Genomic DNA, 26,015 nt, shown 5'->3' with positions numbered 1-26,015 from the left:
CCGCAGTGTTGCGCGCAGACAACTCGGTCCCCGGATGTCAGAGATTTGATCGGCGCGCGCCTTGGTCTTTGTGGTATACTTGGTTTGAAAGCTTGGCCTGTTCGGGCCTTGACCCTGTGACACCGTGCGTGGACCTGCTGTTTTTGTGAGGGCCACGTGTTGCGCTGTCGCCAGACCGCAACGGGAATGCAATGTCTATTTCGATCTATGGTGCTTTTCGCACTGACACCACGATGTCAAACAACACGGCGACCTATGCGACCATAGGATCGACGTTTCAGATCAGCTCCTACAGCAAGATCACCATCACTGATGGCGCTGATCCCACGATCATCTCAGGTGACAGCAGCACCAACGAAACCCCCAATGATCCAACCCAGACCTTGGGCGGCAGTGCGATCACTTGGGACTATACGATCGAGGTCACGGACGGCACCAACACCTATGAGGTTGGTGTGATGGACTATGACCTTAACGGAAACGGCACAATGCAATGGCCCGGTCCCGAGCAAGGATATTTCATAGCCTTCATCGGTGACATACCGCCGTTGAACACCACGCTGACCGTTAGCTCGGTGACCAACAACGGCCCCTCAATCCCAGCAGACAGCGTCGTGATCTGCTTTGCGTCTGGCACGCTGATCGACACGCCCGAAGGCGCGTGCAAGGTCGAGCAGTTGCAGGTCGGTGATATGGTGTTGACTGCTGACAATGGGGCGCAGCCGATACGTTGGATTGGTGCCAGCGCGTTGGATCTGCGGGCTTTGGCCTTGGCGCCGAAGCTGCACCCGATCAGGATCTGCGCCGGGGCTTTGGGCGACGGGTTGCCCAAGCGTGACCTTTTGGTGTCCCCGCAGCACCGCATGTTGGTGCGTTCGCCGATTGCGGCAAAAATGTTTGGTGGTGACGAGGTGCTGATCGCGGCCAAGAAGCTGGTTGGCATGCCGGGTATCGCCGTTGACACCGTCGCGGAACCGGTCACCTATTTCCACATGCTCTTTGATAGCCACGAGGTGGTGTTTGCTGAAGGCGCGCCGGCGGAAAGCCTGTTTGCCGGGCAGGAGGCGCTCAAAAGCGTGGGTCGTGCAGCCTATGAGGAGATTATGACCTTGTTCCCTGAGCTTGCCACAGATGCCCACGCCCCCGCCATGGCGCGCCACAGTCCGACCAAGGCCAAACAGATCGACACGCTGGTCAGGCGCCATGTCGACAATGGAAAGCCGTTGGTGGCGCATCCCTGACAAGGGGCAGCTTTGCTGCTGCTCGACCTTAATCTTTGAACTTCGGCGCGCGTTTTTGCATGCCAGCCATCACCGCTTCCATCTGGTTGGGCTTGCCCATCAAGGCTTCCTGCGCGCGGCTTTCGGCAAGCAACGTGTCTTTCCAGCCCATCAACTCGGTGTCGCGGATCAGCGCCTTGGCGGCGCGGATGGCGTCGGGGGATTTCTGCGCAATCTCGGCGGCTATCGCTTGCGCGCGCGCCTGCGGGGTGTCGGAGAGTTCCGTCACAAACCCCCAGTCCAGCGCCTGTTGTGCCTCGAACTGTTCAGCCGAATAGGTCAGCTTGCGGATCACATCCCCGCGCGCCAAGCGCCGCATCAGGACCATGCCCCCCATGTCGGGGATGATGCCCCAGCGGCCTTCCATGATCGAAAAGCGCGTATCCGGCGCGGCGATACGCATATCCGCACCCAGCATGATCTGGAACGCGCCGCCGAACGCATAGCCATGCACGGCTGCGATCACGGGTTGTGGCATCTCTGCCCAAACCATCGCGGCAGCTTGGAACAGGTTCGAATTGCCATGCGTGCGCTCCAGAAACACGCCGCCCTGCATGGCGAACTGCGCGATCTCAGGCATGGCGGCCAGATCAAGCCCGGCTGAAAACGCAGGCCCGTCGCCCGCAAGAACAACGGCGCGAATGTCTTTGCGCGCAGCAAGGGTTTCGCCTGCGGCCACGATGGCGCGGATCATCTCTAGGTCCAACGCATTGCGCTTGTCGGCGCGGGTCAGGGTGACGGTGGCCACTTGGTTGTCTTCGGTGATGCGGACGCGGTCGGACATGGAGATCTCCTGTTTGGGCTTAGGCGCGAGTGTGCCGTTTGTCTGCAGCCGGGCCAACTGTCACGTTGCGGCAGGTGGTGTGGACACGGGAACCATCGTGCCCAGAAGTTTGGCGATCAGCGTGCGCTGGCCGTCATGTTCGGCCCAGACATCGGCTTCGACCGGGATCAGACGGCGGCCAATGCGCAACACGCGCCCTTCGGCGACCAGCCTGTCACCCTTGGCGGGCGCAAGCAGGTTGATCTTGATTTCCGAGGTCAGAACCTCGTGACCGTCGGGCATGACGGACAGCGCCGCATAGCCCGCCGCTGTGTCGCCCAACGCAAAGGTCAGGGCTGCGTGACCAAACCCGTGCTGTTGGCGCATCGTGTCCGGGATCGGTGCGGTGATCTGACAAAAGCCATGCCGCAGATCGGTTATGTCAGCGCCGATCAACGTCATCAGGTTCTGTGCCGCAAAGCTGTCGCGGATTTTTGTTACGGTGTCTTGGGGTAGGTCGGTCATGAGCAATCCTTTGCGTCAGCCAAGACTAACATAACCCGCGCATTGTGAACCCGGAACGCGGCGTCAAACCGGGTTAACGCGGCATCGGGATTGGCTGCGGCGGGTCACCCAGCAGGACCGCGATGGCCTCTGGCCGCATCAGGCGCGACAGGACAGAGTGGTCGGACTGCAACCCACCCGTATAGGTGCCATAGGACGGCATGATCACTCGGTCGCCGTCGAACAACATACAAGGCCTGCTGACCGTGCGCCCCTTGATGTGCAGTCGCGCCTTGGGGTGGAAATGCCCGGTGATCTCGCCCGCCGCGCCCACCCGTGCGATATGGCGAAAGTGCAGCGGAGGGTGCAACAGCTCGGCCAGATGGGTGCCCGCGAACTCAATCGGGCCGGGATCATGGTTGCCTTCGATCCAGACCCAGCGGCGCCCGGCCATGAGGCGGTTCAACCACTGCGCTTCAACCTCGGGAAGGTTGTCGGACGCCTCAAGGTCATCGAAACTGTCGCCCAGACAGACCACGGTGCGTGCGCCAGATGCCTCGATATCGGTTTGAAGACGGTGCAACGTGTCGCGCGTTTCGTAAGGGGGAAGGATCGCGCCGCCCTTGCGCGCCATGCGTTCCGATTTGCCAAGATGCAGGTCGGACACGCACAAAAGCCACTCGTCCGGCCACCACAACGCACCGGATGGCAGCAAGGTCAGCTTCACCCCAGCCAAATTAAAGTCGTACCCCTTCATATAGTCTAGAAAGTCGATTTCCCGCGTTATTGCAAGCTATTACGACGCGTGGCGCGCTATACCAGCCCGGCTTCCATCATAAGGCGATCTGCTTCGGCACGCATCAGGGCGTCTGCCCCGGCGCCGTCCACCGGCACCTTGCCGACCTCAAGGAACAGAGGGGCGGCGAAGGGCGTCACGCGACCCGGATGCACATGGTCGATCAGCCCGCCGGTGCGTGCCAGCATTTCGTCAATCCGGCCAAAGCCGATCAGCCCGCGCATCGCCTCGTCGCGCGTGATCGACAGCAACAGGTGGTCCGGGTCGTATTTCCGGAGCGTGTCGTAAAGGATGTCGGCCGAGAACGTGGCCTGCCGCCCCGAAGATCGCTTGCCCGGCAGGTTGCGGGTGATCAGCCCGGCGATGGTGGCCGCACCCTTGAAGCTGCGTTTCATCAGGGCGTTTTCCGCAAGCCATCCGTCCAACCCGTCACGCAGGTCTGTGGCGTCCAGCGCCTGCGCCGGGTTGTCCAGATGCGACACGGACCAAATCAGCGTGGCATAGTCGGTGGCGACAAAGCCCAGCGGGCCAAGCCCCATATCCTCCATCCGCCGCGTGACCATCAGGCCCAGTGTTTGCTGCGCGTTCTTGCCTGCAAAACCATAGATGCAGGTGTGCGGCCGGTCTTCGTGGTCGAAGCTTTCGACAAGGATGCGGCCTGAGCGGGGCAGCTGGCTGACCTCGCGCTGCAACTCGATCCAGTCCAGCGTGTGGTGCGGCAAGTCGGGCAGGGGTGTGCGGTGCAGTAGGCCAAGTATCCGCTCCGACAGCTGCGTCGAGGTCGAAAACTTGGTGCCGGAGAACACCGCGAGCTTTGGCTTGCGGCCCCGGTCGCGGCTGACTTGCACCTCCATCTCGCGCAGGGTTTCAAACCGCACGATCTTGCCACCCATCAGAAACGTGTCGCCGGGCACGAGCGAGGCGGCGAAGCTTTCTTCGACCTCGCCCAGCGGCTTACCGGCTGAGGCGCCCGACCGTCCCTTCATCCGCACCTTAAGCGTGTCGGTGTCGATGATCGTGCCCACATTCATCCGCACCTGTTGGGCCAGTCGCGGATCGCGCAACTGCCACAGCCCATCGGCGCGCTGCATCAACCGCTGCCAACGATCATAGGCGCGCAGGGCGTAGCCACCGGTCGCCACGAAATCGAGGCAGGCGTCAAAATTTGCGCGGGTGAGGCCCGCATAGGGGCCAGCGGTCGTGACCTCGCCAAACAGCGCGTCGGCGTCAAAAGGGGCGGCGCAGGCGGTGATCAGGATGTGTTGACATAAGACATCACGCGGGCCGGGGCCGCGCGGGTCGCCGTCAAGGTCGTGGGCCAGCACAGCCTCGATCGCGGCGTGACATTCGATGACTTCCCACCGGTTAGCGGGCAGGATCAGCGCTTTTGACGGCGCATTGTATCGGTGATTGGCCCGCCCGATCCTCTGCACCAGCCGTTTGACGTTCTTAGGTGCGCCCACTTGAATGACCAGATCGACATCGCCCCAATCAAGCCCAAGATCCAGCGACCCCGTGCAGACCACGGCGCGCAATTGGCCCGCAACCATCGCGGCCTCGACCTTCTTGCGTTGTTCCAGCGCCAGCGAGCCGTGGTGGATGCCGACGGGCAGGGCGGCGTCATTGGCCATCCAGAGTTCGTGAAAGAAAATCTCGGCCTGCGCGCGGGTGTTGTGGAAGATGAGCGTGGTCTTGTGTTTTGCCACCTCGTCCAACACCTCGCGGATCGCATAGCGCCCCCCACCGCCCGACCATGGGGGCGGGGTGTCGGTGGTTAGCATTGCGATGTCGGGATCGGGGCCGGGGTCGGCTTCGATAATTTCGCACCGGGTTGGGTGCGGGGCAAGGAATTGAGCCAGCGCAGGCGGGTCTTCGACCGTGGCCGACAGCCCGACGCGTTTGAGGTCGGGGCAGAGCGCCTGCAACCGCGACAGACACAACATCAGTTGATCGCCGCGTTTGCTTTCCGCCAAGGCGTGCAGCTCGTCCACCACCACGCGCCTCAGGCCCGCAAAAATGTGCGGCGCATCCTCGTAGCTCAGCAACAGCGCGAGGCTCTCGGGCGTGGTCAGCAGGATGTGCGGCGGGTCGGCGCGTTGGGCCTTCTTGCGGGTTTGGGTGGTGTCACCTGAGCGATCCTCGACCCGGATCGCCAGCTCCATATCCTCGATGGGCGTCATCAGGTTGCGCCGCATGTCGGCGGCCAGCGCCTTTAGAGGCGAGATATAGAGCGTGTGCAATCCCGGACCGGGGGCCTCGCCCAGTTCGACCAGCGTCGGCAGAAACCCAGCAAGCGTTTTGCCGCCCCCTGTGGGCGCGATCAGCATCAAGGCCGGGTCGGTCGCTTGTTCCAGCATCTCGAGTTGATGCGGATGCGGGGCCCAACCGCGCTGGGTGAACCAGCGGTCGACATGAGGGGGCAGGGTGGTCATGTGGGCAGGATAGGCAAAGCGCTGCGCCGTGAACATGCCGCAAATGGGTTGGGCACAAAAAAAGGGCGACGTGCGGCCATCCGCAAGTCGCCCCTGAATGCGTGCTGGAACAGCGTGCTAGTGCACGATTTCTTCTTCTTTCACGAACATGTTTTCCCATGCCCGGTCGATCAGTTCAGGCGTCATTTGCGGCGGAATTTTTTCGAAGCTGCAAATTGACAAGATCTGGTCGATCAGGAAGACCGGCTGGTAGTTTGCATAGATATTGTCAATCGTCGGATACTTGTTCTTCAAAAGGTGGATCAACGCATCTTGATTAAGCGGCAAGCCCTTCTTCTTTGCCACCATCGCAAAGATTTTCAGAAAGCCTTCCTGATCCGGGCCGTCGATCTTGATCTTGTAAAAGATCCGGCGCAATGCCGCTTTGTCGAAGATCTTGTTCGGGTGGAAGTTGGTCGAGAAGATGACCAGCGTGTCGAACGGCACCTCGAATTTCTCACCCGATTGCAGGGCCAGAATATCTTTGTTTTCTTCCAATGGCACAATCCAGCGGTTGATCAGCGCCTGGGGCGGATCAGCTTGGCGGCCAAGGTCGTCGACGATGAAGACGCCGCCCGAAGATTTCAGCTGCAAAGACGCCGTATAGGTCCGCGCGGTCGGGTTATAGACCAGATCCAGCATGTCCAGCGTCAATTCACCCCCGGTGATCACGGTGGGACGGTCGCACAGCACATAGCGACGGTCGTGCTTTTTCGAGGTCCGGCGCAGCGCGGCGGGATCATCGGCGGTTTCCTCGGCCGCGGTATGCACAATCGGGTCATAGACCGTGATCACCTGACCAGAATACTCAATCGCGCGCGGGACATAGATCCGGTCGCCAAGTGCGTCACGGATCCCGTTCGAGATCGAGGACTTCCCGTTACCCGGAGGGCCATACATCAGGATCGACCGACCCGATCCGACCGCCGGGCCCAACTGGTCCAGCAGGTCAGGCGGCAAGATCAGATGTCCCATCGCACCGGTCAACTGATCACGCGACATGTGGATGTTGCGGATCGACTGACGCTTGACCTGTTTGGCATAGACCGACATTGGCACCGGCATGGCGCCGAAATATTCGGACTGCGACAGCGCATCAAGCGCGCGCGCCTTACCCGAGTCAGACAGCCGATAGCCCATTTCAGAAGATTTCGATCCTGCATGAAGCGTGCCCATTGCTTCGACCAGACCGCCATCCCGGCTCATGTCGATCAGTTCCTGCACGACGCGTGCCGGCAGGCACAGAACGCGTTCAAGGTCAGAGATCTGTTCCAGATTGGTTCGGAACATGGTTTTCAGCAGGATATCCCGCATCATCACGTTGGTCAGTCCCGTCTCGGCCAAGCTCATGGCGGGCGGGGGGGCGATGATGTCCGTGTTCTGCACATTCATAGGCATGCTCGATCTTATGTTGCGGTTTTGAATCGCCCAACCATTAACTTGGCCGAACAATTACAAAGCGTTGCGTATCACCATATTGGCGCTAATTTGGCTACAAAAGAATGAGGGCAGGTATGAGCGCAAATAAAGGAAAGATTTTGGCAGCCTTTATGGCAGGGCTGTTGGGGCTCTTTGCCATTGTGACCTTTTCGAAGGGCGGTTTCTTCATCGGCAAGCATGAAGGCGACACGCTGCATCTGCTTCAGATGTTGTTGCGGATGGGGGATGGCGACTGGCCGCACCTCGATTTTGTCACCCCGATCGGGGTTCTGGCCTTTGCGCCGATCACCGTGTTTCTTGAGGCAGGTTATGGCGTCGGTCAGGCCATTCTGGCAGGCCAATTCCTTGTTGCCATTGTGTTTTTTCCAGTAGCCTGGTGGGTTGCAAAGTCGCGGTTCGAGGGGGGATGGGCGCTGCTTTTCGCAGCCACGATCCTTGTTTACGCGGTGGCGTTGGTGCATGGCGAGGCGCATGATTCCGTCTCGATCTCGATGCATTACAACCGTTGGGCCTGGGCGGCGGCGTTTTTGGCGATCACAACCACGATACTGCCGGGGCGCGAAGGCGACAATCCGCGCATCGATGGGGTGGTGGTCGGATTGGCGATGGCCGCGATGGCATTGATTAAGGTGACCTATTTCGCAGCCTTTTTCATACCGATCCTTGTTGGGCTTTTGGCGCGGGGGGCGTGGCGCACGGTGTTGTGGGCGGCTCTGACCGGCGCTGTGGCGGCTGTTGTCGTCACGCTTTGGGCGGGCACGCCGCTGTTCTGGCTGGCCTATCTGCGCGATCTGCTGAACGTGGCGGCGTCGGACGTGCGCCCGCAACCGGGTCGCGCCTTCGGTGATGTGGTCAGCGCGCCTGCCTATCTGGGCGGATCGCTGGTGGCCGTCCTTGCCGTGATTTTTCTGCGCCAAGCCGGGCGCAAGGCCGAGGGGCTGACGCTTTTGCTGCTTGTGCCCGCATTCTTCTATGTCACGTTTCAAAACTTCGGAAATGATCCGCAATGGCTGTGGCTTCTGGGCATTTTGCTGTTTTCCATGCGGCCGAACGGCCCTGTCTTCAGCGGCTTTGGCTGGGATATGCAAAAAGCGATTTCCGCGGTGGCGCTGGCGGCGTTGTGTTTTGGCACGCCAAGTTTCTTGAACATGGCGGCAAGCCCGTTCCGCCACCTTGCCACGGACGTCGAGGACTACGCTGCCTTGATGCCTGGCACGGGGGTGCACGAGGATCTGCAAACCTTCGCGCCACGCGCCTATCGCGTCGATGTGCGCCGCGCATTGGATGGTCCGGACACACCTTTTGCCGCCTACTACGATGAAAAGGCGCGCGAAGATACGACCGTCACGTTCAAGGGTCGCACGTTAGAGTTCTGTTCACTGGAGCTTGGCATGGTCGCGTGGTTCAAGACCCTTGCCGATGACATCGCTGGCTGGGATCAGGGGCGCGGCAAATCGCTGTTCACGGCGGACCTGTTGTCCAGCTATTGGATGTATGGCGACCTGAAGCCGCTTGAAGGTGGCGCGCCGTGGTATTACGGGGACCTGACCGGGATCGAGAACGCCGATTACCTGTTGTTGCCGCATTGCCCGCTGTCACCTGACACCAGCAAGAAAATCCTTGATGAGGTCACCGGCCAGCCTTGGTTCGATGCAGTGAAAGAGGTGCGGCGCACCGAGCTATACACGCTCTATAGCCTGCCCGGTGAACGCCCGATCAAGGTCGCGCCACCGAAAGAACCGGATGAAGAAACCTCTGCACAAGACTGAGCGTGGCCCCACGAAAAAGCCCCCGCCAAGCGATGCTTGCGGGGGCTTTGGCTTTGTTCGATCGTGGCGCGCTCAGGCGCCGGCGAAGGCTGCAATCACAAGATAAAAAATCAGCGTCGCGCCAAGGCTTAGCCCCATCGGGTAATCTCGCCGCGTCCAGCTTTCCCAGTTTGGCGTCGCGTTGCGCAATGGCGTGATTTTCTTGGCCATGCGGTGCAGCACGAAGCCCACCACAATCATCACCGCAAACAACATCAGCACGAAATACGCATCTGAAAGTGCGACGAACGGCGCCATGGCGGCGGCGAATTTGGCATCGCCTGCGCCCAGCATCCGCCCCATATTCATCACGAAACCGATCACCAGGATCACCACGAGGTGCAGCCAGCGCCACAGATATTCGTTCAGGTCGAAGGCAATCAGCCCGACGATCGCAAACACCACCGTCAGTGCCATGACGGCCTTGTTGGGGATCTTCATTCGCGACAGATCAGACCAGGCAACCCACAAGGAAATCGGAACGGCGAAGGGCAGAAACAAGGTCGCTGCCCAACTTGTCAACGCGGTCGTCATGTGGCGCTCACCCGTTCGAGACGTTGTTTTCCAGCGCTTCCAGCGCGCGCGTCGCGGCTTCGAAATGCTGTGGGTGCGTGTCGATGGCTTCTTGCAGCAGCCCTTTTCCGGTCGCTACATCGCCTTGCTTAATAGCCGACAGCGCCAAGGTGTGCAAAAGCTGCGCGCGTTCGATCTGGGTCATGGGAATGACCGGCAGGTCGTATTTGCGCTGCGCACCGCGCGCCAGAACAAGGTTGTTCTTGGCTGTGAACATCTTGTTGTCATAGTCCAGCGCCTGCGCGAACAGCTTTTCCGCCCCGCTGAAATCGGCGCGAGTCAGTTTGGAATAACCCCAGTTGTTCAGAACCGAACCGGGCTGCGTTGTCAGCCCAACCGCCGTTTCATAGTAGCTGTCAGACTTCTTCCATTCTTCATTGCTGTCGGCGATCATCGCCTCAAGCCGGTAACGGCGATAGGTTTCGTGGGTGGGCGGCACCTTGTCCAGAACCGCTTCGGCCTGATCCCAGTCGCCAGCCCGGATATAGGCATCTGCCAGACTGACACTGTCGGTTTGCGTGCCCTCGGCGCTCGCTACGATCGCTTTCCAGACCGGAATGGCTTCTGCCGGGCGCTTGGCGCGCACCAGCGATTGGGCCAAACCGCGTTTCAGGTCGATCCGATCCGGCGCACCCTTTACGGCACGTTGGAAATAGGCGGCGGCCTCGTTCGGGTCGCCCACGGTCAACATGATGTCATTGAGGTTGCTTTCGTCGATCACGTTGACATCAGCCATAGCGCGTTCGACGTCTTCGCCGCCGGATTTCGACTTATCACAGGCCGAAAGTGCGACCGCGCTGCCGAGGCAGAGCGACAAAAAGATGGGATGGCGCATGTTTGCGTCCTTTTACTGCTCGTGTCTTCGCTTAGATTTCGGACAGAAGCAGGTAATCTCCCGTTCCTCGCCGAACCAGCGCGAATGTATCATTATGCGCTTCATCATAGTCGGGATTTTCCATTTTTGCGAGCGCCAAGCGTAAATTCTCGCGAATTTGGGCAGATTGGCCACGATCCAGCCCAAACGCGATCCGAAAGACACGGGCCGCTTCGCCCGTTTGGCCGGTTTCCATCAGCACAACGCCCAAATTGTTCCATGCGGGAACGAAGGTGCTGTCCGTTTGCGTGGCCTTTCTGAGAAGCCGTTCCGCCTGTCCCAAGCGGCCCAGCTGGAGGTTGGCTGACCCGATGGCAGACAGCACATCGACGGTGATGCCCTGTTCGCTGGCGGCACGCAGATAGGCCTTCAGGGCCAGTTCATGTTCGCCCGCAGCCGTCAGGCGGTGGCCAACGGTCAAGCCGTCAATGGATTCTTCGCCGCGCTTCAGGGCCGTCGGGGCATAGGGATTGCCGTCTTTTGCCGGAAACCCGTTGGGCGTCTGGCAGCTTGCCAGCGCGAGCACAATCAAAACACCAAGACCGCCACGCACGCGCAGCCGGTCTGTGGTTGATGCCAGGAAAAGGGCCGGTCGAATGAAAGCCGGTGGGGCAGGGCGGCGCGTGGTCAAAGTGCTCTCCTTCGCGCGGCCCGATGCCGGCGTCAGAACCGGACCTGCTTGAGGGTCAGATAGATGTCATAGATCGACGGACCGATCAGGATGATCAGAAGCGGCGGAACTGTCAGCATCATTGTGGCAAGTGTCATCTTGGTGGGCAAGGTATTTGCCTTCTCTTCCGCCCGCATAACCCGTTTGTCGCGCATTTCCGCGGCATAGACCCGCAACGCATCCGCGATCGAGGTGCCAAAGGTCGCAGACTGGATCATCACGGTCACAAAGCTGGCCACATCTGGCACGCCCGAGCGTTCAGACATGTCACGGAGCACCTGAATGCGGTCTTTACCAGCCTTCATTTCGTTCGAGACGATGGTGAATTCATCCGCCAGCGCCGGATAGGAGGCGCGAATTTCCTTGGAGACGCGCAAGATCGACTGATCCAGCGATTGACCGGCCTCAACACAGGTTAGCATCATGTCCAGCGCGTCGGGGAAACCGTTGGTGATCTCTTCCTTGCGCTCTTCGACCCGGCGCGTGACCCAGTATTTCGGCAACAGATAGCCACAGACACCTGGCACGAGGATCCACAACATCCGCGCTTGTGTCGACATTTCCTGTTCGTTGGCGGTTTTCAGGATGGTCAGAAAGACGCCAAAGATCAGCAACCCGATGCCAAGTGCAAACTGGGAAAAGTGGAACGTCCGCACGGCGTTCTTGCCGGGATAACCCGCCTGAAGCAGTTTCAACTGTATGGCTGAATATTCTTCGGCGTCCTGCGGTTCCAAAAAGGCCGAGTATTTCTCAAGCTTATTGGAGCCGGATGCGACACGGAGGTCGGCTTTTTGCCCAGCCTTCGCACCGCGTTCACGGGTTTGGCGCAGCTTGTCCAGCGGATCAACGGTGCGCTTCAACAAGAAGGGCAGAGCGAAGACGATAAACAACAGCCCCACCCCACCGACGGCGATCATCGGACCCATCGGGCCCATCAGGTCTGTCAGAATAGTGTTGATCTGTTCCATGTCCGTCTGACCCCCTCAGACCTTGATGTTTACAAGCATGCGCATGACGAAGATGTTCGCCACAAGAAAGCCGGCAACAACCAGACAGGCCGGGATGAAATAAGGCGTGTCACGCACCTTGTCGTAATAGTTGGGCTGGATCAGGTTGATCATCACCAACGCCAGAACCGGGAAGCCCGACAGGAAGTTGCCGGACCATTTCGCCTCGGCGGTGATGGCGCGGACCCGGCGAAACAGCTTGAAGCGCGACCGGATCACCTTGGCCAGACCGTCCAGAATTTCGGCAAGATTGCCGCCCGAGGTCTGTTGAATGGTCACCGCAACGGCCAGAAATCGCATGTCCTGATTATCAAGGCGTTCCGCCATCGAAGACAGGGCTTCGCCCACGTCACGGCCATAGGCGCTTTCGTCAGCGATCAGGCCCATTTCGGTGCCAAGCGGGTCGGGAACCTCTTTTGCGACGATCTGCACGGCCGACGAAAACGGGTGTCCGACGCGCAAGCTGCGCACCATCAGTTCGACGGCGTCGGGCAGCTGTTCTTCAATCATCGATGTGCGCTTCTTGGCCTTGTTGTTGATCCACATGTAGACACCACCGATGCCCATCACGATCGACACACCGATGCGCACGGGTGGCGACGCCGCAGTGGCGACGCTGAGCCCGACATAGGCAAAGACCGTCAACAGCCCCATGATCATCACCAATTGACCCGGTGTGAACGCAATTGCGGCTTTCTGGGCTTTGGTGGCAAGCAGGGAATAAAACGGAATACCCTGCGCGCGAACGTGCTGGCCCATTTCCTTGCGCAGCTTTTCCAGAACCTCTTCGCGCGCCGCGCCTTTTTCGAGCATATCGAGGCGCCGGTTCACGCGGTTGTTCAGGCTGATCGACTTGCCGAACACGGTCAAATAGATGCCTTCGACCAACAGCAGCACTGCCAGGAAGATCAGACCATAAAGGATCGGCTCAATGGAAATGGACATGGATCATTCGCTCCAGGGTTCGTAAATGGATGCGGGCAGATCATAGCCCCACTGACGGAAGCGATCAGAATAATGCGACCGCACGCCGGTCGCGTTGAAGCGTCCGATGATCTTGCCGTCGGGCGCAAGGCCCAGACGTTCATAGCGGAACACCTCCTGCATCGAGATGACTTCGCCTTCCATGCCGGTGATCTCGGTGATCGACACCATACGGCGCGAGCCATCTTGCAAGCGGCTGGCCTGAACGATCAGGTTCACAGCCGAAGCGATCTGGCTGCGCACCGCTTTCAGCGGCATCTCGATCCCGGCCATGGCGACCATGTTTTCCAGACGCGACACCGCATCACGGGCCGAGTTGGCGTGGATCGTCGTCATTGACCCATCGTGGCCGGTGTTCATGGCCTGTAGCATGTCGATGACTTCTTCGCCGCGGGTTTCCCCCACGATGATCCGGTCAGGACGCATCCGCAGGGCGTTTTTCAGACAGTCGCGTTGGCTGACCGCGCCCTTGCCCTCGACGTTCGAGGGGCGGCTTTCCATCCGGCCGACATGGGTCTGCTGGAGTTGAAGTTCGGCCGTGTCTTCGATCGTCAGAATGCGTTCCGAATTGTCGATGAAAGACGAGAGCGCGTTCAGCGTCGTCGTTTTACCAGAACCGGTCCCGCCCGATACGATGATATTCAGCCGGGTGGCGACGGCGGCCTGAAGATAGGCGGCCATCTCTTCCGAGAACGCGCCGAAATTCACCAGTTCGTCGATGCCCAGCTTGTCTTTCTTGAATTTACGAATTGAAACAAGCGATCCGTCCACCGCAATCGGCGGCACCATCGCGTTGAAGCGCGAACCATCCGCAAGACGGGCGTCGACATGCGGGTTGCTTTCATCCACGCGACGACCAACCGCCGATACGATCTTGTCGATGATGCGCAGAAGGTGGCGTTCATCCTTGAAGGTCACGTCGGTCAGTTGAAGCCGACCATCGCGTTCGACAAAGACCTGCTGCGGTCCGTTCACCAGAATATCGTTGACGGTGTCGTCTTGCAAAAGCGGCTCAAGGGGGCCAAGGCCCTTCACTTCGTCGTAGAGCTCCTGATTGAGCATCAAACGTTCGTCGCGGGTCAAAACAACGTCGCGTGTGGTCAGGAATTCTGACGTGATATCAGTGATTTCCGAACGCAGGTCTTTTTCCGAAGCGGATTCCAGCGCACCAAGGTTCAGGTTGTCCAGAAGCTCTTTGTGAAGCTCGGTCTTGATGTCGCCCAACCGCTCTTTGCGTTTGCGTTCCTTGTCGCCGGCGACCGGTTTGGCGTCTTGTGCCGGTAGTTGACGGCGCGTGACGGAATGCTTTGCCGCGGAATCCGCCGCGCTGGGCGACTTCGCCTTTTCAGGCGTCGCCTCTGCCGAACGTCCACCGTCCACCGCTTTCAGTTGCGGGGTGCCTTTGGCGGGTGTCTTGGCGGGTTTTTTGTAGCGGGAAAACATCGTGCCTCCGAGGGTCAGTTGGCTGTCGCTTCGGCCTGATTAACATCGTAAACAGACTTGGCCAGTTTCTGGATTTCCTTGCGCAACGGATTTTTCGCCGCCGCCGATGCAAGGGGTGCACCATGGTCGCCTGCCTGGGTCACGGGCTTGCCACCATCGGGCAATTGAACCTCGATCGAGATATCCAGACTTTCCGCCAGACGCTTGACCCGCGATTTGCCAGCCAGATCTGTGAACTTCGGTGCGCGATTAAGCACATAGCGAAGCTTGTCGACGGGCAGCTCTTCGGCTTTCAGGGCCTTGATCATCCGCAACGTGTTCTGCGCCGAGCGCAAATCAAGCTCAAGCGTAGCAAAATAGACATGGGACGCGTGCAGGACCGTTTCCGTCCACTGAACCAGCGTATTGGGCATGTCGATTATGACATAATCGAAATTGCAACGCGCCATTTCGACAACCCGCTGGATATCTTCACTTGTCACCAGATCCAAAGGCAGCATGTCAGATGGCGCGGTCAGAACCTGCAACTGGTCGCCATATGTCAGCAACGCTTGCATGAAGATGTCCTGATCCATCATCTCGGTGTCGGACAGCAGTTCATAAACCGCGTCGCGACGGGGCAGGTCAAGATAGGTGGCGGCGGACCCGAATTGCAGACCGAAATCCAAAAGGCACACGCGCGGTGGGTCTTTCTTATTGGTTTGGGTCAGCTCCCACGCCAAGTTAACCGCAAGTGTCGTCGCACCGGTGCCGCCAGCCATCGGGTGCACTGCCAAAATAACAGCTTCGCGGTCCCCCTTGGGCTTGAGCGTCGTGGCATGATCGCCTGCGTCCACATCGGTTTGCTGGGTGGATGCGGCGGCGCGCAAACGCGTGATCGCATCGTGCAACGCCCCTTCGGGAAGCGGGTAGGGGACGAATTCCTCGGCCCCCAGCTTCAAAAGCTGGTGCAAGGCGATCGGGCTTACCTCTTCGGCAATCACGATGACCTTGATATCTTTTTCGACGGCGGCCTTGATGACCCCTGCGACCTTTGACAGATCAGCTTCGTCCTGTTCGTCCAGCGCGATGGCCACAAATTCCAAGGCATCCGCATCGGGTTGCGCAAAGAAAGTGATGGCATCTTCCATCGTCAGGTCGCCCCAGGCTTCGCCCAGTTCGGCCTCCATGTCTTCGATCAGAAGATCGAAATTCTGAACATCCCTAGAGATCGTGCACGCGACGATCGGTTCGGGGTCTGTCTGTAGCGCAACACTGCCACTCATTGACTCATTCCTTCCAGTTCGAGCCCGCATTCAAGCATTCTGCCGTCGGGGCCTCTTTCCAGGAGAAGGTGCGCGAGTCGGATTTGCGCACGGACTGCTCCCGGCAGGCCCAAGAAGTGCCAGCCAATCTGGGCAAGATTGCGGCTGAAACGGCCAAATTATTCGTTCTTTTGGGACGATCTTGTGCTGGGCATGGCATCTGTTTCGACCTGAGGAACGGCAAAGTCATTCGTGTTAAACGGGAACCGACGACCAATATATGGTGTGTTGGCTATGTTAATAAGGCAAATCACGATGTCCTACAGGGGGAAAGATTACGCCAACTTCCCTTGAATGTGGCAAAAATGTGGTCCGCGGGCAGATTTGAGCGGCAAACCGGCACCAAGACGCAAAAAGGCGCGACCGTGTCGCGCCTTTTTGAAACTTGTCCGAGGGCTTGGCGGCGTCAGCCACCACCACCTTCGACCGTGCCAGCCGTGCCAGCCGAGATGATCGGCACCGGAACTGCGCTTCTGATATATTCGCGATAGATAACTTCGGCGTATTTGCCGTCCAGAACCGTAGGGTGGCGGCCAACAAAGCCGGTCACTTCGGTCACCGTGCGACGGTTGCGAAGCTCGGGCTGTTGCGTCGGGATCAGGGGCTGTGTTTCGCCATAGCTGACCACGGCTTCCAGACGCGAACGGCTGATGCCTTGGGCAACAAGGTAATTCACAACCGCGCGGGCGCGGCGCATACCAAGACGCTTGTTATAGGCGTTCGACCCGACAAGGTCGGTGTGCCCATAAACGCGGAACCGCAATTCAGGGAATTGGTTGATCCAATGGGCCTGCTTGCGCAGGATGTTGCGGGCCTGATCATCAAGATTGGCGCGGTTGAATTCAAAATTCACCGTGTCTGCGGTTTCCTGGTTGAATCGATGCGCCATGCTGACGACAGCGTCGATCTTGCCCGTTTGCACCCCTTGGTTATAGGCGGTGGGCACGCCGAAATTGCCTTCGTCGATTTGGGCACCAGCTTCGCCGTGCCAGAACGCCAAGGCGGTTTTGTTATCGGCGCAACCAGCCAGCAAGGCCATGATTGACGTCGCCGCGAGAAGGGGTTTGATCCGTGCGAGAGACATCTCAGTCCTCCATTACATAGCCATAGGAACCCGAGAAATCCTGTTGCGCGACTTCGCCCGCCGCGCCCGTGCGCGGTTTGTTCGGGGCAGAGGTCTTGCCAAACAGGAACAGGTCTTTTTCGGAAGGCGGGCGAATGCGGTCAGTCGGAACTGCCAGAACTTCGCCGCGCGTCGGGCTGACAAGATGCGCGGTCACGATGATGACAAGCTCGGATTGCTTGCGTTCGTATTCCGTGGATCTGAACAGCGCGCCCAGCACCGGAAGGTCACCCAACCAAGGCACCGATCCGATCACGTCCTGAAAGTCGTCTTCGATCAAGCCCGCGATGGCAAAGCTTTCGCCATCCCGCATTTCGACCGTGGTCGAGGTTTCGCGGCGGCGGAACGAATTCAGCGTCAGACCACCGTTGTTATAGCTGATCGAGCTGTCGATGCCTGAAACGGCGGCGTTCAGTTGAAGATTGATCACATCATCGGCAAGCACCGTTGGTGTAAAGGTCAGCTCGACCCCGAAAGGTTTGTAGCTGACTGTGATGCGATCTTCGCCGGAACTGACCGGGATCGGATATTCGCCACCTGCCAGGAACGAGGCTTCCTGACCTGACAACGCGGTCAGGTTGGGTTCGGCCAGTGTGCGAACGACGCCTTTGCTTTCAAGGGCTTCCAGAAGGATCCCCACTTGCAGGCTGCCGGCGCCAAAGCTCAGGCCAAAGACACCTTCCTGATCGCCATCGACAATGACGGGGAAGCTGCCGGCGTTGTTGCCGTTCTGCAGCCATGTGCCGGTTTCAGCAGCGATGGTCTGGTTGATCCCACCACTGAACCCGACAGAGCTGGACAGCGCTTTACGCACCGAGCGGCCCATTTCAGCAAAGCGCACCTTCAGCATGACCTGCTGGGTGCCGCCGACGGACATAAGGTTCGAGACACGTTCAGGCGCATAGCGCTGCGCCAGATCAAGCGCGCGGTCCATGCGCTGGATCGAACTGACCATACCCGACAGGACGATCCCGTCATTAGCGGTGCGCACTTCGATCTGTTCGCCGGGCAGGATTTGCCGCAGGCGTTCTTTGAATTCTGCGATGTCGGGGGCGACGTGCACCTCGACATTGGTAAGCAGCTTGCCATCAGCACCCAGCAGCGTCAGCGTCGTGCGTCCCGGTGTCTTGCCCAGCACGTAAATGGTGCGGTCCGACAGCGTCGAAATGTCGGCAATGCCCGGGTTTGCGATGGAAAGCTCGGCGAATGGTGCGTCACTTTCGACGACCACTGCACGGTTCATGGGAACCTTTAGTGCGCCCGATGGGGCGCCACTCATGACGCGTAAGGTTTCAGCGGATGCCCCCATGGGAGCGCCTAAGCCCAGCGTCAGGCCCAAAAGGGCCGCCTTGATAAAACGATCATATTTCATGTGATCCTGCCTCTCTGATCACGTCTCGATAGAAGGGGGCGACCCCTTTTGACTGCTCCGGATCTTCACGTCCGGTGATGGGTTTTTGCCCAATTAAAACGCAGACTGCGTTAGAAATTGAAAAAATGCAAGAATCAATGCCTTGTTGCCTCCTATTCATGTGGATAAGTCGCAACAGTCTGCGGGCCGGGGGCCGGCCCGCAAAGGGAAATTGTCATTCAGGACAGTCGATCGGGGTCTCGATGATGTCCGCGCCACGGCGCGTTTTGATCGTGCAGATCTCTTTTTTCGGACCGACAACCTCACCAATCAACTCGTCTTGACCGACTTCGACAGCCGTCGAAACGGTTTCGTCTTTTGCGCCGACAAGCGACAGAGAAAGGCGACCGCTTGATTGGGCCTGCGCAAGCGCGGCCACCTGACGGGGCGTGACTTCGACCGTGACGGTGCGCGCAATTGAGGGCGCAGCGCGGTCACTGTCCGCGATTTGGTCGACCGCGATCAGGGTCACACCGGCAAGGATCAGCTTTGTCACCGCCTGGTTGTTGCCCAGGTCATCCACGCCGCGACCGGTCCAGTAGACATCGACCCGGTCTCCGGGGCGCAAAAAGCCCGACACGCCAGAGCTGACATCAACATTGATCGCAAATGCCCGCATACCCGCAGACAGGCGCGACGCCACACCGGCATCGGCGCCCGGCTTGGTGACCTTAATGGTCATCAGGGCTTCGTCTTTTTCCATCGCCCGCAAAACGGTGCGGAATTTCTTTTCGCCGTCCGGGAAAATCTCGTCAATCGCGCGGAACGTGCCTTCGGGGATCGCATTCTCTGGCCAGTTCACCGGGCGAATGTCTTCCTCGGTCAGTTGCTCGCCATATCGCAGACCGCGATTTACGACAAAAACTTCGACCGTCGGCACTGCATTTGCGCGCGCGGCGCGTTCTGCTTCAAGCTGGGCTTGATAGTCGCCGATAAATCCCTGCGCCATATAGACTGCGAAGCCTGCAAGGCCGACGCCTACGACCAGGACCAGTCCAAAAACCAAACGCATCTTGAATCCTTTCCCTCAACCGAATGGAGAGCATCCCCAAAACGAACTAATTGATATATATGTCTTCGTGAATTGAGGCAATTTGAAGCACAAAGCATGAATTAAGGGTGAATTTCATCAAATGCGGCAACAATACTAGAGCTCGCCGATTTGATGTGTTGTTGTTGCATATCGACCAAAACCAGAATGCACAACGAAAAAGGCCGCGCCGGAGGGGCGCGGCCTTTCTTGCACAAGCTTTGGGCTTAGTGCGTCATGATGGTCATGGTCGACAGGTTCGACGAGATCTTGTTGGCCAGCGATTTGGTGCCGCCCGAAACCGATGTCAGAACTGCGATGCCCAGGCCCACGATAGCTGCGGTCAGAACGACCCAGTCTACGGTCACGGCGCCGTCTTCGTCGGCCTTGAAAGTCTTGATCAGGTTGAAAAGTTTCATAGTAATACTCCTTGGTTACTGGTTAATGCGACGCTTAGTGCGTCATGATGGTCATTGTCGACAGGTTCGACGAGATCTTGTTGGCCAGCGATTTGGTGCCGCCCGAAACCGAAGTCAGAACTGCGATACCCAGGCCCACGATAGCTGCGGTCAGAACGACCCAGTCTACGGTTACGGCGCCGTCTTCGTCGGCTTTGAAGGTCTTGATCAGGTTATAAAGTTTCATTTTGTGTCACTCCGAAAAGGTGTTGTTTCGTTTCTTTCACCTTGGCGCCTGAACTGTTTGCCGTCCGCAGCGCTGCTTGGCATGTAGCTAATTAACCCCTTGATTGGGGCGAGAGTTGGGCGGGTTTCGTACCTTTTATGGCTTAACGATTTTTTAATGTATTTACTATTTAATGCTTTGAAAAACATAGAGAAAAAAATTGAAATAATCTTATAGTCCTTAATTTTGTGGGCTTTCTGACATCAGTTTTGGAAACGATTCAAGGTAATTCTGGCTCTGTAGACACAAATCTGCGACAAAAGGCAAAACAATCCGAGGCAGAGCAGTGAACCGCAAATGCGGCGCTTCGTAAACATAAGCATATTTCTGACCCTTGTAATGGGGTCTCAGGTGCAGGCGGATGACGCGCCGGCGCCCTTTGCTGACTTTACCTTCAAGCGAGTCGGCGTGCCGGATGCTGGGGCCAAACGGATCACCATCCAGATCGACCCGGCTGCTCAAGCCGCAGCTCTTGCCGTAAAACCCCGCACATCCCCAGACCAGACCGACAGCGCCGAACCGGGTGACGGGGACGCGGTCGTGGCAAGCGTCGCGCCGATCTCGCCTGAATGGGACTGGTTCTGGACCGCCGTTTCGCCGCGCCTAGACAAGGCAGGCCCCGCCAATGTGCGCGCGGCGCTGGATCTTGTCGCAACGCAAGAAGGTATGCCGCAGCCGCGCCTGCAACATCTGCAGGGCATCGCGCAGGCGTATGGCAAGGATATCCTGAGCGCGACGATCGGCACGCCTGTATCTCCGGCACTGGTGCTTGCGCTGATCTCGGTCGAAAGTGCAGGGCGCGTTGACGCTGAAAGCGGGGCAGGGGCGCAGGGGCTCATGCAATTGATTCCGGCGACGGCTGAACGCTTTGGTGTGGCAGATAGCGGTGACCCCACGCAGAACATCAAAGGTGGCGTGGCCTATTTGCAGTGGCTGCTGACCCATTTTCAGGGCGACCCCATTTTAGCCCTTGCTGGATATAATGCGGGCGAAAACGCTGTGACCGACAATGGCGGTGTGCCTCCTTATGCGGAGACGCGTGCTTATGTGCCCAAGGTTCTGGCGGCATGGCAAGTGGCGCGTGGCCTGTGCCTGACCCCGCCAGAGCTTTTGTCTGACGGCTGTGTTTTTGCCGTGAACGGAGTGTAGACCAATGGCTGACAATTCTGCCAACAAACCCGCCCGCAAGCCTTTGGTGCTGGATGTCGATGGCACATTTCTGCGCACCGACATGTTGTTCGAATGCTTTTGGGCGGGCTTGGGAAAGAACCCGTTTGCCACGCTGAAGACCAGCTTTGCGCATTTCAAAAACCCGGCACGCCTGAAGGCTGAACTGGCTCAGATTGCCCAGCTGCGCACCGACCTTCTGCCCGTCGAACCCGAGGTTCTGGCGATGGCACGCACCGCGCAAAGCCAAGACTACGAGGTCATTTTGGCCTCGGCGTCGGACCAGTCGCTGGTGACACGTTTGGCAGCTGATCACGGCCTGTCAGAGCGCGTCTTCGCCTCTGACGGGGTGACCAACCTCAAGGGCGAACGCAAGGCCGACGCCTTGATCGCCGCCTATGGTGAAGAAGGGTTCGATTATGGTGGCAACGCCGCAGTGGATCGCGCGATCTGGGACCATGCAGATGGCGCATTGGTGGTGGGGGACGAACGCTCGGCCAAGGTGATGGAGGCACGCGGCAAACCCGTGACCCGCATCAATGCAGGCTGGCGCATGAAAGATGTGCTTAGAAGTTTCCGCCCGCATCAATGGGTCAAGAACGTGCTTTTGTTTGTGCCGTTGATTGCAGGGCATGCGTTTGACCTGAACACACTTGTGATGGCGATCCTTGGGGTGATCAGTTTTTCGGCCGCAGCCTCTTCCATATACCTGGTCAATGATCTTCTGGACCTTGAGGCCGATCGGCTGCATGTGAAGAAATGCAAACGTCCCTTTGCTTCGGGCGCGGTGCCGATACAGGTGGGGATGGTGTCGTTTCTGGTGTTGGCAGTGATCGCGTTGGGCGTTGCCGCGGCCCTTGGCTGGGCTTTTGTCGGTGTCGTCAGCTTCTATATGCTGTTGTCGCTGGCCTATTCCCTTAAGCTCAAGCGGATGCGCTGGGTCGATATCGCGGTGCTGGCCTCGCTCTACACACTCAGGGTGGTTGCGGGCGCGGCGGCGACAGGCATCTATGTGTCGGGCTACCTGCTTGTCTTCATCTTCCCGGTGTTTCTGGCACTGGGCTGCGTGAAGCGGCTGACCGAGCTTACGTTGGCCACATCCGATGCCCGTCTGCCGGGGCGCGGCTATGGCCGCCCTGACCGGCCTGACCTGTTGAACGTGGCGTCGCTGGGTGTGGTGGCAGCGCTGGTGGCGTTTTTCCTCTATTCTTTCACCGATCAGGCCATCTCGCTTTACAAGACGCAATGGCTGATCTGGGTGGCCGAGATCCCGCTGGCGTGGTGGATGATCCGCATGGTGCGTCTGGGCTGGCACGGCAAGCAGGATTACGACCCGATCGTCTTTGCGATGAAGGACAAGCGCGGCATTGGCCTGATGTTGATGGCCATGTCGATCATGTTCTATGCCGCAGGCTTGTGGCAGGAATGGTTCGGGGTCGGCTAACGCGCCGCCTGGTCAAACCGGTCCTCAGATCGACATCTTCTTAAAGATAAACTCCGGGATGTGTCGGATGATCAGCATGATATAGCGCCAGAAGAACGGTGTGTAGATTACGTTGCGCTGCCCCTCGACCGCTTTCAGGATGTCAGCCGCCACCTTCTGGGGTGAGGCGACAAGGAACATCCCTTCGATCCCCCATGTCATCGCGGTGTCCACGAAGCCGGGCTTTACCGTTACCACATGGCCGCCCGCGCGGGTCAGGCGGTTGCGCAGGCCCGACAGATAGGTGGCAAATCCTGCCTTGGCCGAGCCATAGACATAGTTGCCGATCCGACCCCGATCGCCTGCAACCGAACAAACGCCGACAATTGTGCCCGCACCCCGGTCTTCGATGATTGGGGCGAGCATGGTCAGGAATGCCGCAGGGCCAGTGTGGCTGTCTTTCACCACGCCTTCGATCAGGGCGGGGTTGGCGTCGATGTCTTCTTGAGCGGGCATCGAGCCAACAAAGACTGCGGCGTTGATTACGCCCTCCTCGCGCCCGGCGCGGTCGATGATCGGCTGGAAGGTTGCGATGTCGCGGGCGTCGAACTTCACCGCCTCAGCGGTCACACCGCGCGCGGACAGGTCTGTTGCGGATCGTTTCAGGTCGTCCATATCGCGCCCGGCCAGAATGACACTTGCGCCTTGATCGGCCACGGCCTGCGCAAAGGCGCGCGCCATGGACGAAGTTGCACCTAGGATGATCCAGCACTGGTTTTGTTTGGTCTTTGTCATGTTCTTACTCCGCCTCGCGCAGGTTCAGACGGCGCACCATATCGGTTTCCAGCGCGTGATCCGGGTCGGCCTTGTTGACCTGTTTCACCCAGTCGCCATGTTCGGGATACATCGCCTTGATTGCGGGTCCAGTGGCCAATGCGTCCTTGGCAAGATAAAGCCGCCCGCCAGCGTCCATGGTCATGTCCTCAAGCATCGCGATCAGGTCGACAGCCGCGTCACGGGCGGGGAAATCGACGGCGAGCGTGTAGCCTTCCATCGGGAAGCTCATATGCCCGGCACGTCCCGGTCCCATGCGTTTGAGCACGGCCAGAGGCGACGAAAGGCCTGCGCCCGCGATCAGCTCCAGCATCGCTTTCAAGGCATCTGCCTGGTCCAGCGGCACCACGTTTTGAAACTGGTAAAAGCCGCGTTTTCCGTAAAGGCGGTTCCAGTCGTGGATTTTGTCGAGCGGGAAGAAGAAGTCGTCGATCCGTTTGACGGACGAGCGCCCCGAGCTTGGCACCCGTCGGTAATAAGCGTTGTTGAAGGCCCGGACGACCGGACCCGCCAGTGCGAAATTCGGCGCGTCCAGCGGGATCTTCTTGGACGGCTTTGCCTTGGGCAGAAGCCCAGCGGCCAACTCGGCCTCTTCTATGACACCGCGCCCAAGGGCTGCACCCTTGGCGGTCGTGTCGATCCAGCCCACGCAATAGGTGGCCTGACTGCCATCGAGCAGGGCAAGGTGGTCGTCCCAATCCTCGGCCCGGCGTTCGGTGACCATCATCACGTCGCCGGGGCAGGGTTTGAGTTGCAATTTCGTCTCGGCAATCACGCCGGTCTGTCCGATGCCGCCCATGGTGGCGCGGAACAGGGCTGCGTTTCGGGTGGGCGTAGCAACGGTGCGCTTGTCACCATTCAGCAGCGTGACCGACAGAACGTGCTGGCCGAAGCTGCCCTCGTTATGGTGGTTCTTGCCGTGCACGTCTTGTGCGATGCAGCCGCCCACGGTGGCAAAGCCGGTGCCGGGCATGACGGCGGGCAGCCATCCGCGCGGGGCGAAGACGTGGGCCAGATCACCGATGGTGATGCCGGCCTCGACCGTGACAACGCCGGTGTCTGCGTCAAAGTCGATGATGCGATTCATCCGCGTCATGTCGATGGCGCGACCACCGTCGTTTAGCGGCGCATCACCATAGGATCGGCAATTGCCTATGGCCGGGCAGGGATGCTGCGCCACCGCGGCCTTCAGGCTCCGGGCGCGTTCGGGACGCGCCAGTTCGGCAGAGGCTTTCAGAACGCGGCCCCAGCCGGAATACTCGTTATTTTTCCAAACCATGTGTATGTCTCAAAGAGTTGCGTTCGGCGACGGGAAAGACCAGAAGGCCGATCCCGATGGCGAACCAAAGGGTTGTTACGCGGATGATGGCGGTGGCGGGGACGCTGACCTCAAGCGGCACGCCTTCCATCGCAAGCAGGGCGATCATGGCGGCTTCAGCCCCGCCGACGCCGCCGGGTGCACCGGTCAGGCCACCGGCAAGGGTTGAGAAGACGAAGATGGCGACCGCCTTGGCAAAGCCGATATCGGCCCCCATCCACATCAGAAGAAGGTGAAAGGCATAGCCTTCGGCAATCCAGCCAATGACCCCGATCAGAGCGGCAAGCGCCATCAATGTGGGCGAAGTGAACGCCGACAGCGAAAGGGAGGCACGGCGGATCTTGGCCCAAAGCCGCGCAAACCGCCCGGTGATCCTGTGCCCCATCGTGGCAAACCAGCCCAGCAGGCGCGGTCGGGTCGCGGCGAAGGCGGCGATCAGGGCAAGGATGGTGACGGGCAGCCCGCCCGCGATCCCGGTGGCCGAAAAGGCCAGCGCAAGCCCAAGGATCAGGGCCATGGCTGACAGGTCCGATGCGCGATCAACCAACACAAGCGGCGCTGTGCGTTCAAACGCCCAACCGGTTTCGCGTTTCAGCCAGCGCATCCGCACCAGCTCGCCCACGCGGCCGGGTGTGACCGACATAGCAAAGCCGCCAAGGAAGTGGCGCAGGTCTTGGACAAGACCCGTGGGCAGTCCCAGTTTGCGCGCAAAGATATGCCAGCGCAGCCCACGAAACAGGTAATTCACAAGGCTGAGTGCAAGCAGGGCAACAAATTGCAAGCCCGTCAGCTTGGCAAGCTGGGCGCGGGTTTCGTCCCACCCGGTTGCAGCCGCCAGCCCGATCAGCCCGACCAGGACCAGCCCGAACAACCCAAACAGCACAAGCGTATCACGCAGCCGCCGGGGGGCGACGTCCGGTGCAGATTGTTTCCCTGCAGTGGATGATATGGGGTTTGTGCTGCTCATTGTCATTGCCCGGCTTATGGCGGGGGATTGAGGCGAGATTATGAAAGCTTCCGCGCAATTGCGAGGGGAAATACGGCGAGAAGCCTTCACCCGCACGCATCAGCCCCACGTGAAACAACAAAGGGCCCCCGAACGGGAGCC

At 59.3% G+C, this 26,015-nt stretch carries 24 protein-coding genes; 4 read left to right on the top strand and 20 right to left on the bottom strand.

The window, feature by feature from the left end; all coding sequences use genetic code 11:
• The first annotated feature begins 191 nt into the window (after positions 1-191).
• Positions 192-1,241 carry a Hint domain-containing protein gene (locus ACXYMP_RS08205; protein WP_458905587.1) on the top strand — a complete coding sequence of 350 codons (1,050 nt, stop codon included), beginning with the start codon at positions 192-194 and terminating at the stop codon, positions 1,239-1,241.
• A 28-nt stretch (positions 1,242-1,269) separates the two neighbouring features.
• On the opposite strand, the gene ACXYMP_RS08200 is transcribed toward ACXYMP_RS08205, so the two are convergent.
• The 5 genes from ACXYMP_RS08200 to ACXYMP_RS08180 all read right to left on the bottom strand — a co-directional run bounded on the left by ACXYMP_RS08200 (position 1,270) and on the right by ACXYMP_RS08180 (position 7,206).
• Complete coding sequence (locus tag ACXYMP_RS08200; RefSeq protein WP_298565750.1) at positions 1,270-2,064, bottom strand: crotonase/enoyl-CoA hydratase family protein; 795 nt, start codon at positions 2,062-2,064, stop codon at positions 1,270-1,272.
• A gap of 60 nt (positions 2,065-2,124) precedes the next feature.
• Positions 2,125-2,568, bottom strand: a complete 444-nt coding sequence (locus ACXYMP_RS08195; RefSeq protein ID WP_458905585.1) for a PaaI family thioesterase — start codon at positions 2,566-2,568, stop codon at positions 2,125-2,127.
• 73 nt (positions 2,569-2,641) lie between these two features.
• The gene (gene pdeM, locus ACXYMP_RS08190; RefSeq protein WP_458905583.1) at positions 2,642-3,304 is read right to left on the bottom strand and encodes a ligase-associated DNA damage response endonuclease PdeM; all 663 of its coding nucleotides are present in this window, start codon (positions 3,302-3,304) and stop codon (positions 2,642-2,644) included.
• 56 nt (positions 3,305-3,360) lie between these two features.
• Entirely contained in the window at positions 3,361-5,775 is a 2,415-nt protein-coding gene (locus tag ACXYMP_RS08185; RefSeq protein WP_458905581.1) for a ligase-associated DNA damage response DEXH box helicase, read from the bottom strand.
• A 117-nt stretch (positions 5,776-5,892) separates the two neighbouring features.
• A complete protein-coding gene (locus ACXYMP_RS08180) occupies positions 5,893-7,206 on the bottom strand; it encodes a P-loop NTPase family protein (protein WP_298566172.1) in 1,314 nt (437 codons plus the stop codon).
• A 122-nt stretch (positions 7,207-7,328) separates the two neighbouring features.
• On the opposite strand from ACXYMP_RS08180, the gene ACXYMP_RS08175 reads away from it, so the two are divergent.
• A complete protein-coding gene (locus tag ACXYMP_RS08175) occupies positions 7,329-9,023 on the top strand; it encodes a hypothetical protein (RefSeq protein ID WP_458905578.1) in 1,695 nt (564 codons plus the stop codon).
• Between the two features lie 72 nt (positions 9,024-9,095).
• Here the strand turns inward: ACXYMP_RS08175 and ACXYMP_RS08170 are convergent, their stop codons facing one another.
• From ACXYMP_RS08170 to ACXYMP_RS08115, 12 genes are all read right to left on the bottom strand, one after another.
• A complete protein-coding gene (locus tag ACXYMP_RS08170; protein WP_298565762.1) occupies positions 9,096-9,596 on the bottom strand; it encodes a prepilin peptidase in 501 nt (166 codons plus the stop codon).
• Positions 9,597-9,603: 7 nt separating this feature from the next.
• Entirely contained in the window at positions 9,604-10,470 is an 867-nt protein-coding gene (locus tag ACXYMP_RS08165) for a tetratricopeptide repeat protein (RefSeq protein WP_298565765.1), read from the bottom strand.
• Between the two features lie 31 nt (positions 10,471-10,501).
• Positions 10,502-11,068 (bottom strand): tetratricopeptide repeat protein, encoded by a 567-nt coding sequence (locus tag ACXYMP_RS08160; RefSeq protein WP_458906496.1) that lies wholly within the window; start codon positions 11,066-11,068, stop codon positions 10,502-10,504.
• Positions 11,069-11,172: 104 nt separating this feature from the next.
• Positions 11,173-12,147, bottom strand: coding sequence for a type II secretion system F family protein (locus ACXYMP_RS08155; RefSeq protein ID WP_298565768.1), 975 nt, complete (start codon positions 12,145-12,147; stop codon positions 11,173-11,175).
• A gap of 15 nt (positions 12,148-12,162) precedes the next feature.
• Entirely contained in the window at positions 12,163-13,131 is a 969-nt protein-coding gene (locus ACXYMP_RS08150) for a type II secretion system F family protein (RefSeq protein ID WP_298565771.1), read from the bottom strand.
• A 3-nt stretch (positions 13,132-13,134) separates the two neighbouring features.
• Entirely contained in the window at positions 13,135-14,613 is a 1,479-nt protein-coding gene (locus ACXYMP_RS08145; protein ID WP_298565773.1) for a CpaF family protein, read from the bottom strand.
• 14 nt (positions 14,614-14,627) lie between these two features.
• A complete protein-coding gene (locus tag ACXYMP_RS08140) occupies positions 14,628-15,878 on the bottom strand; it encodes an AAA family ATPase (protein ID WP_298565776.1) in 1,251 nt (416 codons plus the stop codon).
• Between the two features lie 445 nt (positions 15,879-16,323).
• Positions 16,324-17,001 (bottom strand): OmpA family protein, encoded by a 678-nt coding sequence (locus ACXYMP_RS08135; protein WP_298565779.1) that lies wholly within the window; start codon positions 16,999-17,001, stop codon positions 16,324-16,326.
• Position 17,002: 1 nt separating this feature from the next.
• Positions 17,003-18,412 carry a type II and III secretion system protein family protein gene (locus tag ACXYMP_RS08130; RefSeq protein WP_298565782.1) on the bottom strand — a complete coding sequence of 470 codons (1,410 nt, stop codon included), beginning with the start codon at positions 18,410-18,412 and terminating at the stop codon, positions 17,003-17,005.
• A gap of 214 nt (positions 18,413-18,626) precedes the next feature.
• Positions 18,627-19,463: a Flp pilus assembly protein CpaB gene (gene cpaB / locus ACXYMP_RS08125; protein ID WP_298565785.1), complete on the bottom strand. Its 837-nt coding sequence runs from the start codon at positions 19,461-19,463 to the stop codon at positions 18,627-18,629.
• Between the two features lie 245 nt (positions 19,464-19,708).
• Complete coding sequence (locus ACXYMP_RS08120; protein WP_298565788.1) at positions 19,709-19,900, bottom strand: Flp family type IVb pilin; 192 nt, start codon at positions 19,898-19,900, stop codon at positions 19,709-19,711.
• 34 nt (positions 19,901-19,934) lie between these two features.
• Positions 19,935-20,126: a Flp family type IVb pilin gene (locus ACXYMP_RS08115; RefSeq protein WP_298565791.1), complete on the bottom strand. Its 192-nt coding sequence runs from the start codon at positions 20,124-20,126 to the stop codon at positions 19,935-19,937.
• A 378-nt stretch (positions 20,127-20,504) separates the two neighbouring features.
• Between ACXYMP_RS08115 and ACXYMP_RS08110 the strand changes: the two genes are divergently transcribed.
• Together ACXYMP_RS08110 and ACXYMP_RS08105 are read left to right on the top strand one after the other, a co-directional pair.
• Entirely contained in the window at positions 20,505-21,314 is an 810-nt protein-coding gene (locus tag ACXYMP_RS08110; protein WP_298566174.1) for a lytic transglycosylase domain-containing protein, read from the top strand.
• 4 nt (positions 21,315-21,318) lie between these two features.
• Complete coding sequence (locus ACXYMP_RS08105; protein WP_458905572.1) at positions 21,319-22,776, top strand: UbiA family prenyltransferase; 1,458 nt, start codon at positions 21,319-21,321, stop codon at positions 22,774-22,776.
• Positions 22,777-22,800: 24 nt separating this feature from the next.
• Here ACXYMP_RS08105 and ACXYMP_RS08100 read toward each other — a convergent pair whose 3' ends face one another.
• Genes ACXYMP_RS08100 through ACXYMP_RS08090 form a run of 3 tightly spaced genes read right to left on the bottom strand, consistent with a single transcriptional unit; the run spans position 22,801 to position 25,874 of the window.
• Complete coding sequence (locus ACXYMP_RS08100) at positions 22,801-23,550, bottom strand: SDR family NAD(P)-dependent oxidoreductase (RefSeq protein ID WP_458905570.1); 750 nt, start codon at positions 23,548-23,550, stop codon at positions 22,801-22,803.
• Positions 23,551-23,554: 4 nt separating this feature from the next.
• Positions 23,555-24,868, bottom strand: coding sequence for an FAD-binding oxidoreductase (locus ACXYMP_RS08095; protein ID WP_458905568.1), 1,314 nt, complete (start codon positions 24,866-24,868; stop codon positions 23,555-23,557).
• On the bottom strand, positions 24,852-25,874 hold the full coding sequence (locus tag ACXYMP_RS08090) for a lysylphosphatidylglycerol synthase transmembrane domain-containing protein (protein ID WP_458905566.1): 1,023 nt from the start codon (positions 25,872-25,874) through the stop codon (positions 24,852-24,854). Before ACXYMP_RS08090 ends, ACXYMP_RS08095 begins: the two co-directional genes overlap by 17 nt.
• Positions 25,875-26,015: the final 141 nt, after the last annotated feature.

The sequence above is a fragment of the Aliiroseovarius sp. CAU 1755 genome, from assembly GCF_054482655.1.
The sequence above is the reverse complement of the archived record's forward strand: the minus strand, read 5'-3'. Positions and strand labels throughout refer to the sequence as shown.

Coding starts and splice junctions, on each gene's coding strand:
- ACXYMP_RS08205 (WP_458905587.1), top strand. CDS start 192: ATGTCTATTTCGATCTATGGTGCTTTTCGCACTGACACCACGATGTCA.
- ACXYMP_RS08200 (WP_298565750.1), bottom strand. CDS start 2,064: ATGTCCGACCGCGTCCGCATCACCGAAGACAACCAAGTGGCCACCGTC.
- ACXYMP_RS08195 (WP_458905585.1), bottom strand. CDS start 2,568: ATGACCGACCTACCCCAAGACACCGTAACAAAAATCCGCGACAGCTTT.
- pdeM (WP_458905583.1), bottom strand. CDS start 3,304: ATGAAGGGGTACGACTTTAATTTGGCTGGGGTGAAGCTGACCTTGCTG.
- ACXYMP_RS08185 (WP_458905581.1), bottom strand. CDS start 5,775: ATGACCACCCTGCCCCCTCATGTCGACCGCTGGTTCACCCAGCGCGGT.
- ACXYMP_RS08180 (WP_298566172.1), bottom strand. CDS start 7,206: ATGAATGTGCAGAACACGGACATCATCGCCCCCCCGCCCGCCATGAGC.
- ACXYMP_RS08175 (WP_458905578.1), top strand. CDS start 7,329: ATGAGCGCAAATAAAGGAAAGATTTTGGCAGCCTTTATGGCAGGGCTG.
- ACXYMP_RS08170 (WP_298565762.1), bottom strand. CDS start 9,596: ATGACGACCGCGTTGACAAGTTGGGCAGCGACCTTGTTTCTGCCCTTC.
- ACXYMP_RS08165 (WP_298565765.1), bottom strand. CDS start 10,470: ATGCGCCATCCCATCTTTTTGTCGCTCTGCCTCGGCAGCGCGGTCGCA.
- ACXYMP_RS08155 (WP_298565768.1), bottom strand. CDS start 12,147: ATGGAACAGATCAACACTATTCTGACAGACCTGATGGGCCCGATGGGT.
- ACXYMP_RS08150 (WP_298565771.1), bottom strand. CDS start 13,131: ATGTCCATTTCCATTGAGCCGATCCTTTATGGTCTGATCTTCCTGGCA.
- ACXYMP_RS08145 (WP_298565773.1), bottom strand. CDS start 14,613: ATGTTTTCCCGCTACAAAAAACCCGCCAAGACACCCGCCAAAGGCACC.
- ACXYMP_RS08140 (WP_298565776.1), bottom strand. CDS start 15,878: ATGAGTGGCAGTGTTGCGCTACAGACAGACCCCGAACCGATCGTCGCG.
- ACXYMP_RS08135 (WP_298565779.1), bottom strand. CDS start 17,001: ATGTCTCTCGCACGGATCAAACCCCTTCTCGCGGCGACGTCAATCATG.
- ACXYMP_RS08130 (WP_298565782.1), bottom strand. CDS start 18,412: ATGAAATATGATCGTTTTATCAAGGCGGCCCTTTTGGGCCTGACGCTG.
- cpaB (WP_298565785.1), bottom strand. CDS start 19,463: ATGCGTTTGGTTTTTGGACTGGTCCTGGTCGTAGGCGTCGGCCTTGCA.
- ACXYMP_RS08120 (WP_298565788.1), bottom strand. CDS start 19,900: ATGAAACTTTTCAACCTGATCAAGACTTTCAAGGCCGACGAAGACGGC.
- ACXYMP_RS08115 (WP_298565791.1), bottom strand. CDS start 20,126: ATGAAACTTTATAACCTGATCAAGACCTTCAAAGCCGACGAAGACGGC.
- ACXYMP_RS08110 (WP_298566174.1), top strand. CDS start 20,505: ATGGGGTCTCAGGTGCAGGCGGATGACGCGCCGGCGCCCTTTGCTGAC.
- ACXYMP_RS08105 (WP_458905572.1), top strand. CDS start 21,319: ATGGCTGACAATTCTGCCAACAAACCCGCCCGCAAGCCTTTGGTGCTG.
- ACXYMP_RS08100 (WP_458905570.1), bottom strand. CDS start 23,550: ATGACAAAGACCAAACAAAACCAGTGCTGGATCATCCTAGGTGCAACT.
- ACXYMP_RS08095 (WP_458905568.1), bottom strand. CDS start 24,868: ATGGTTTGGAAAAATAACGAGTATTCCGGCTGGGGCCGCGTTCTGAAA.
- ACXYMP_RS08090 (WP_458905566.1), bottom strand. CDS start 25,874: ATGAGCAGCACAAACCCCATATCATCCACTGCAGGGAAACAATCTGCA.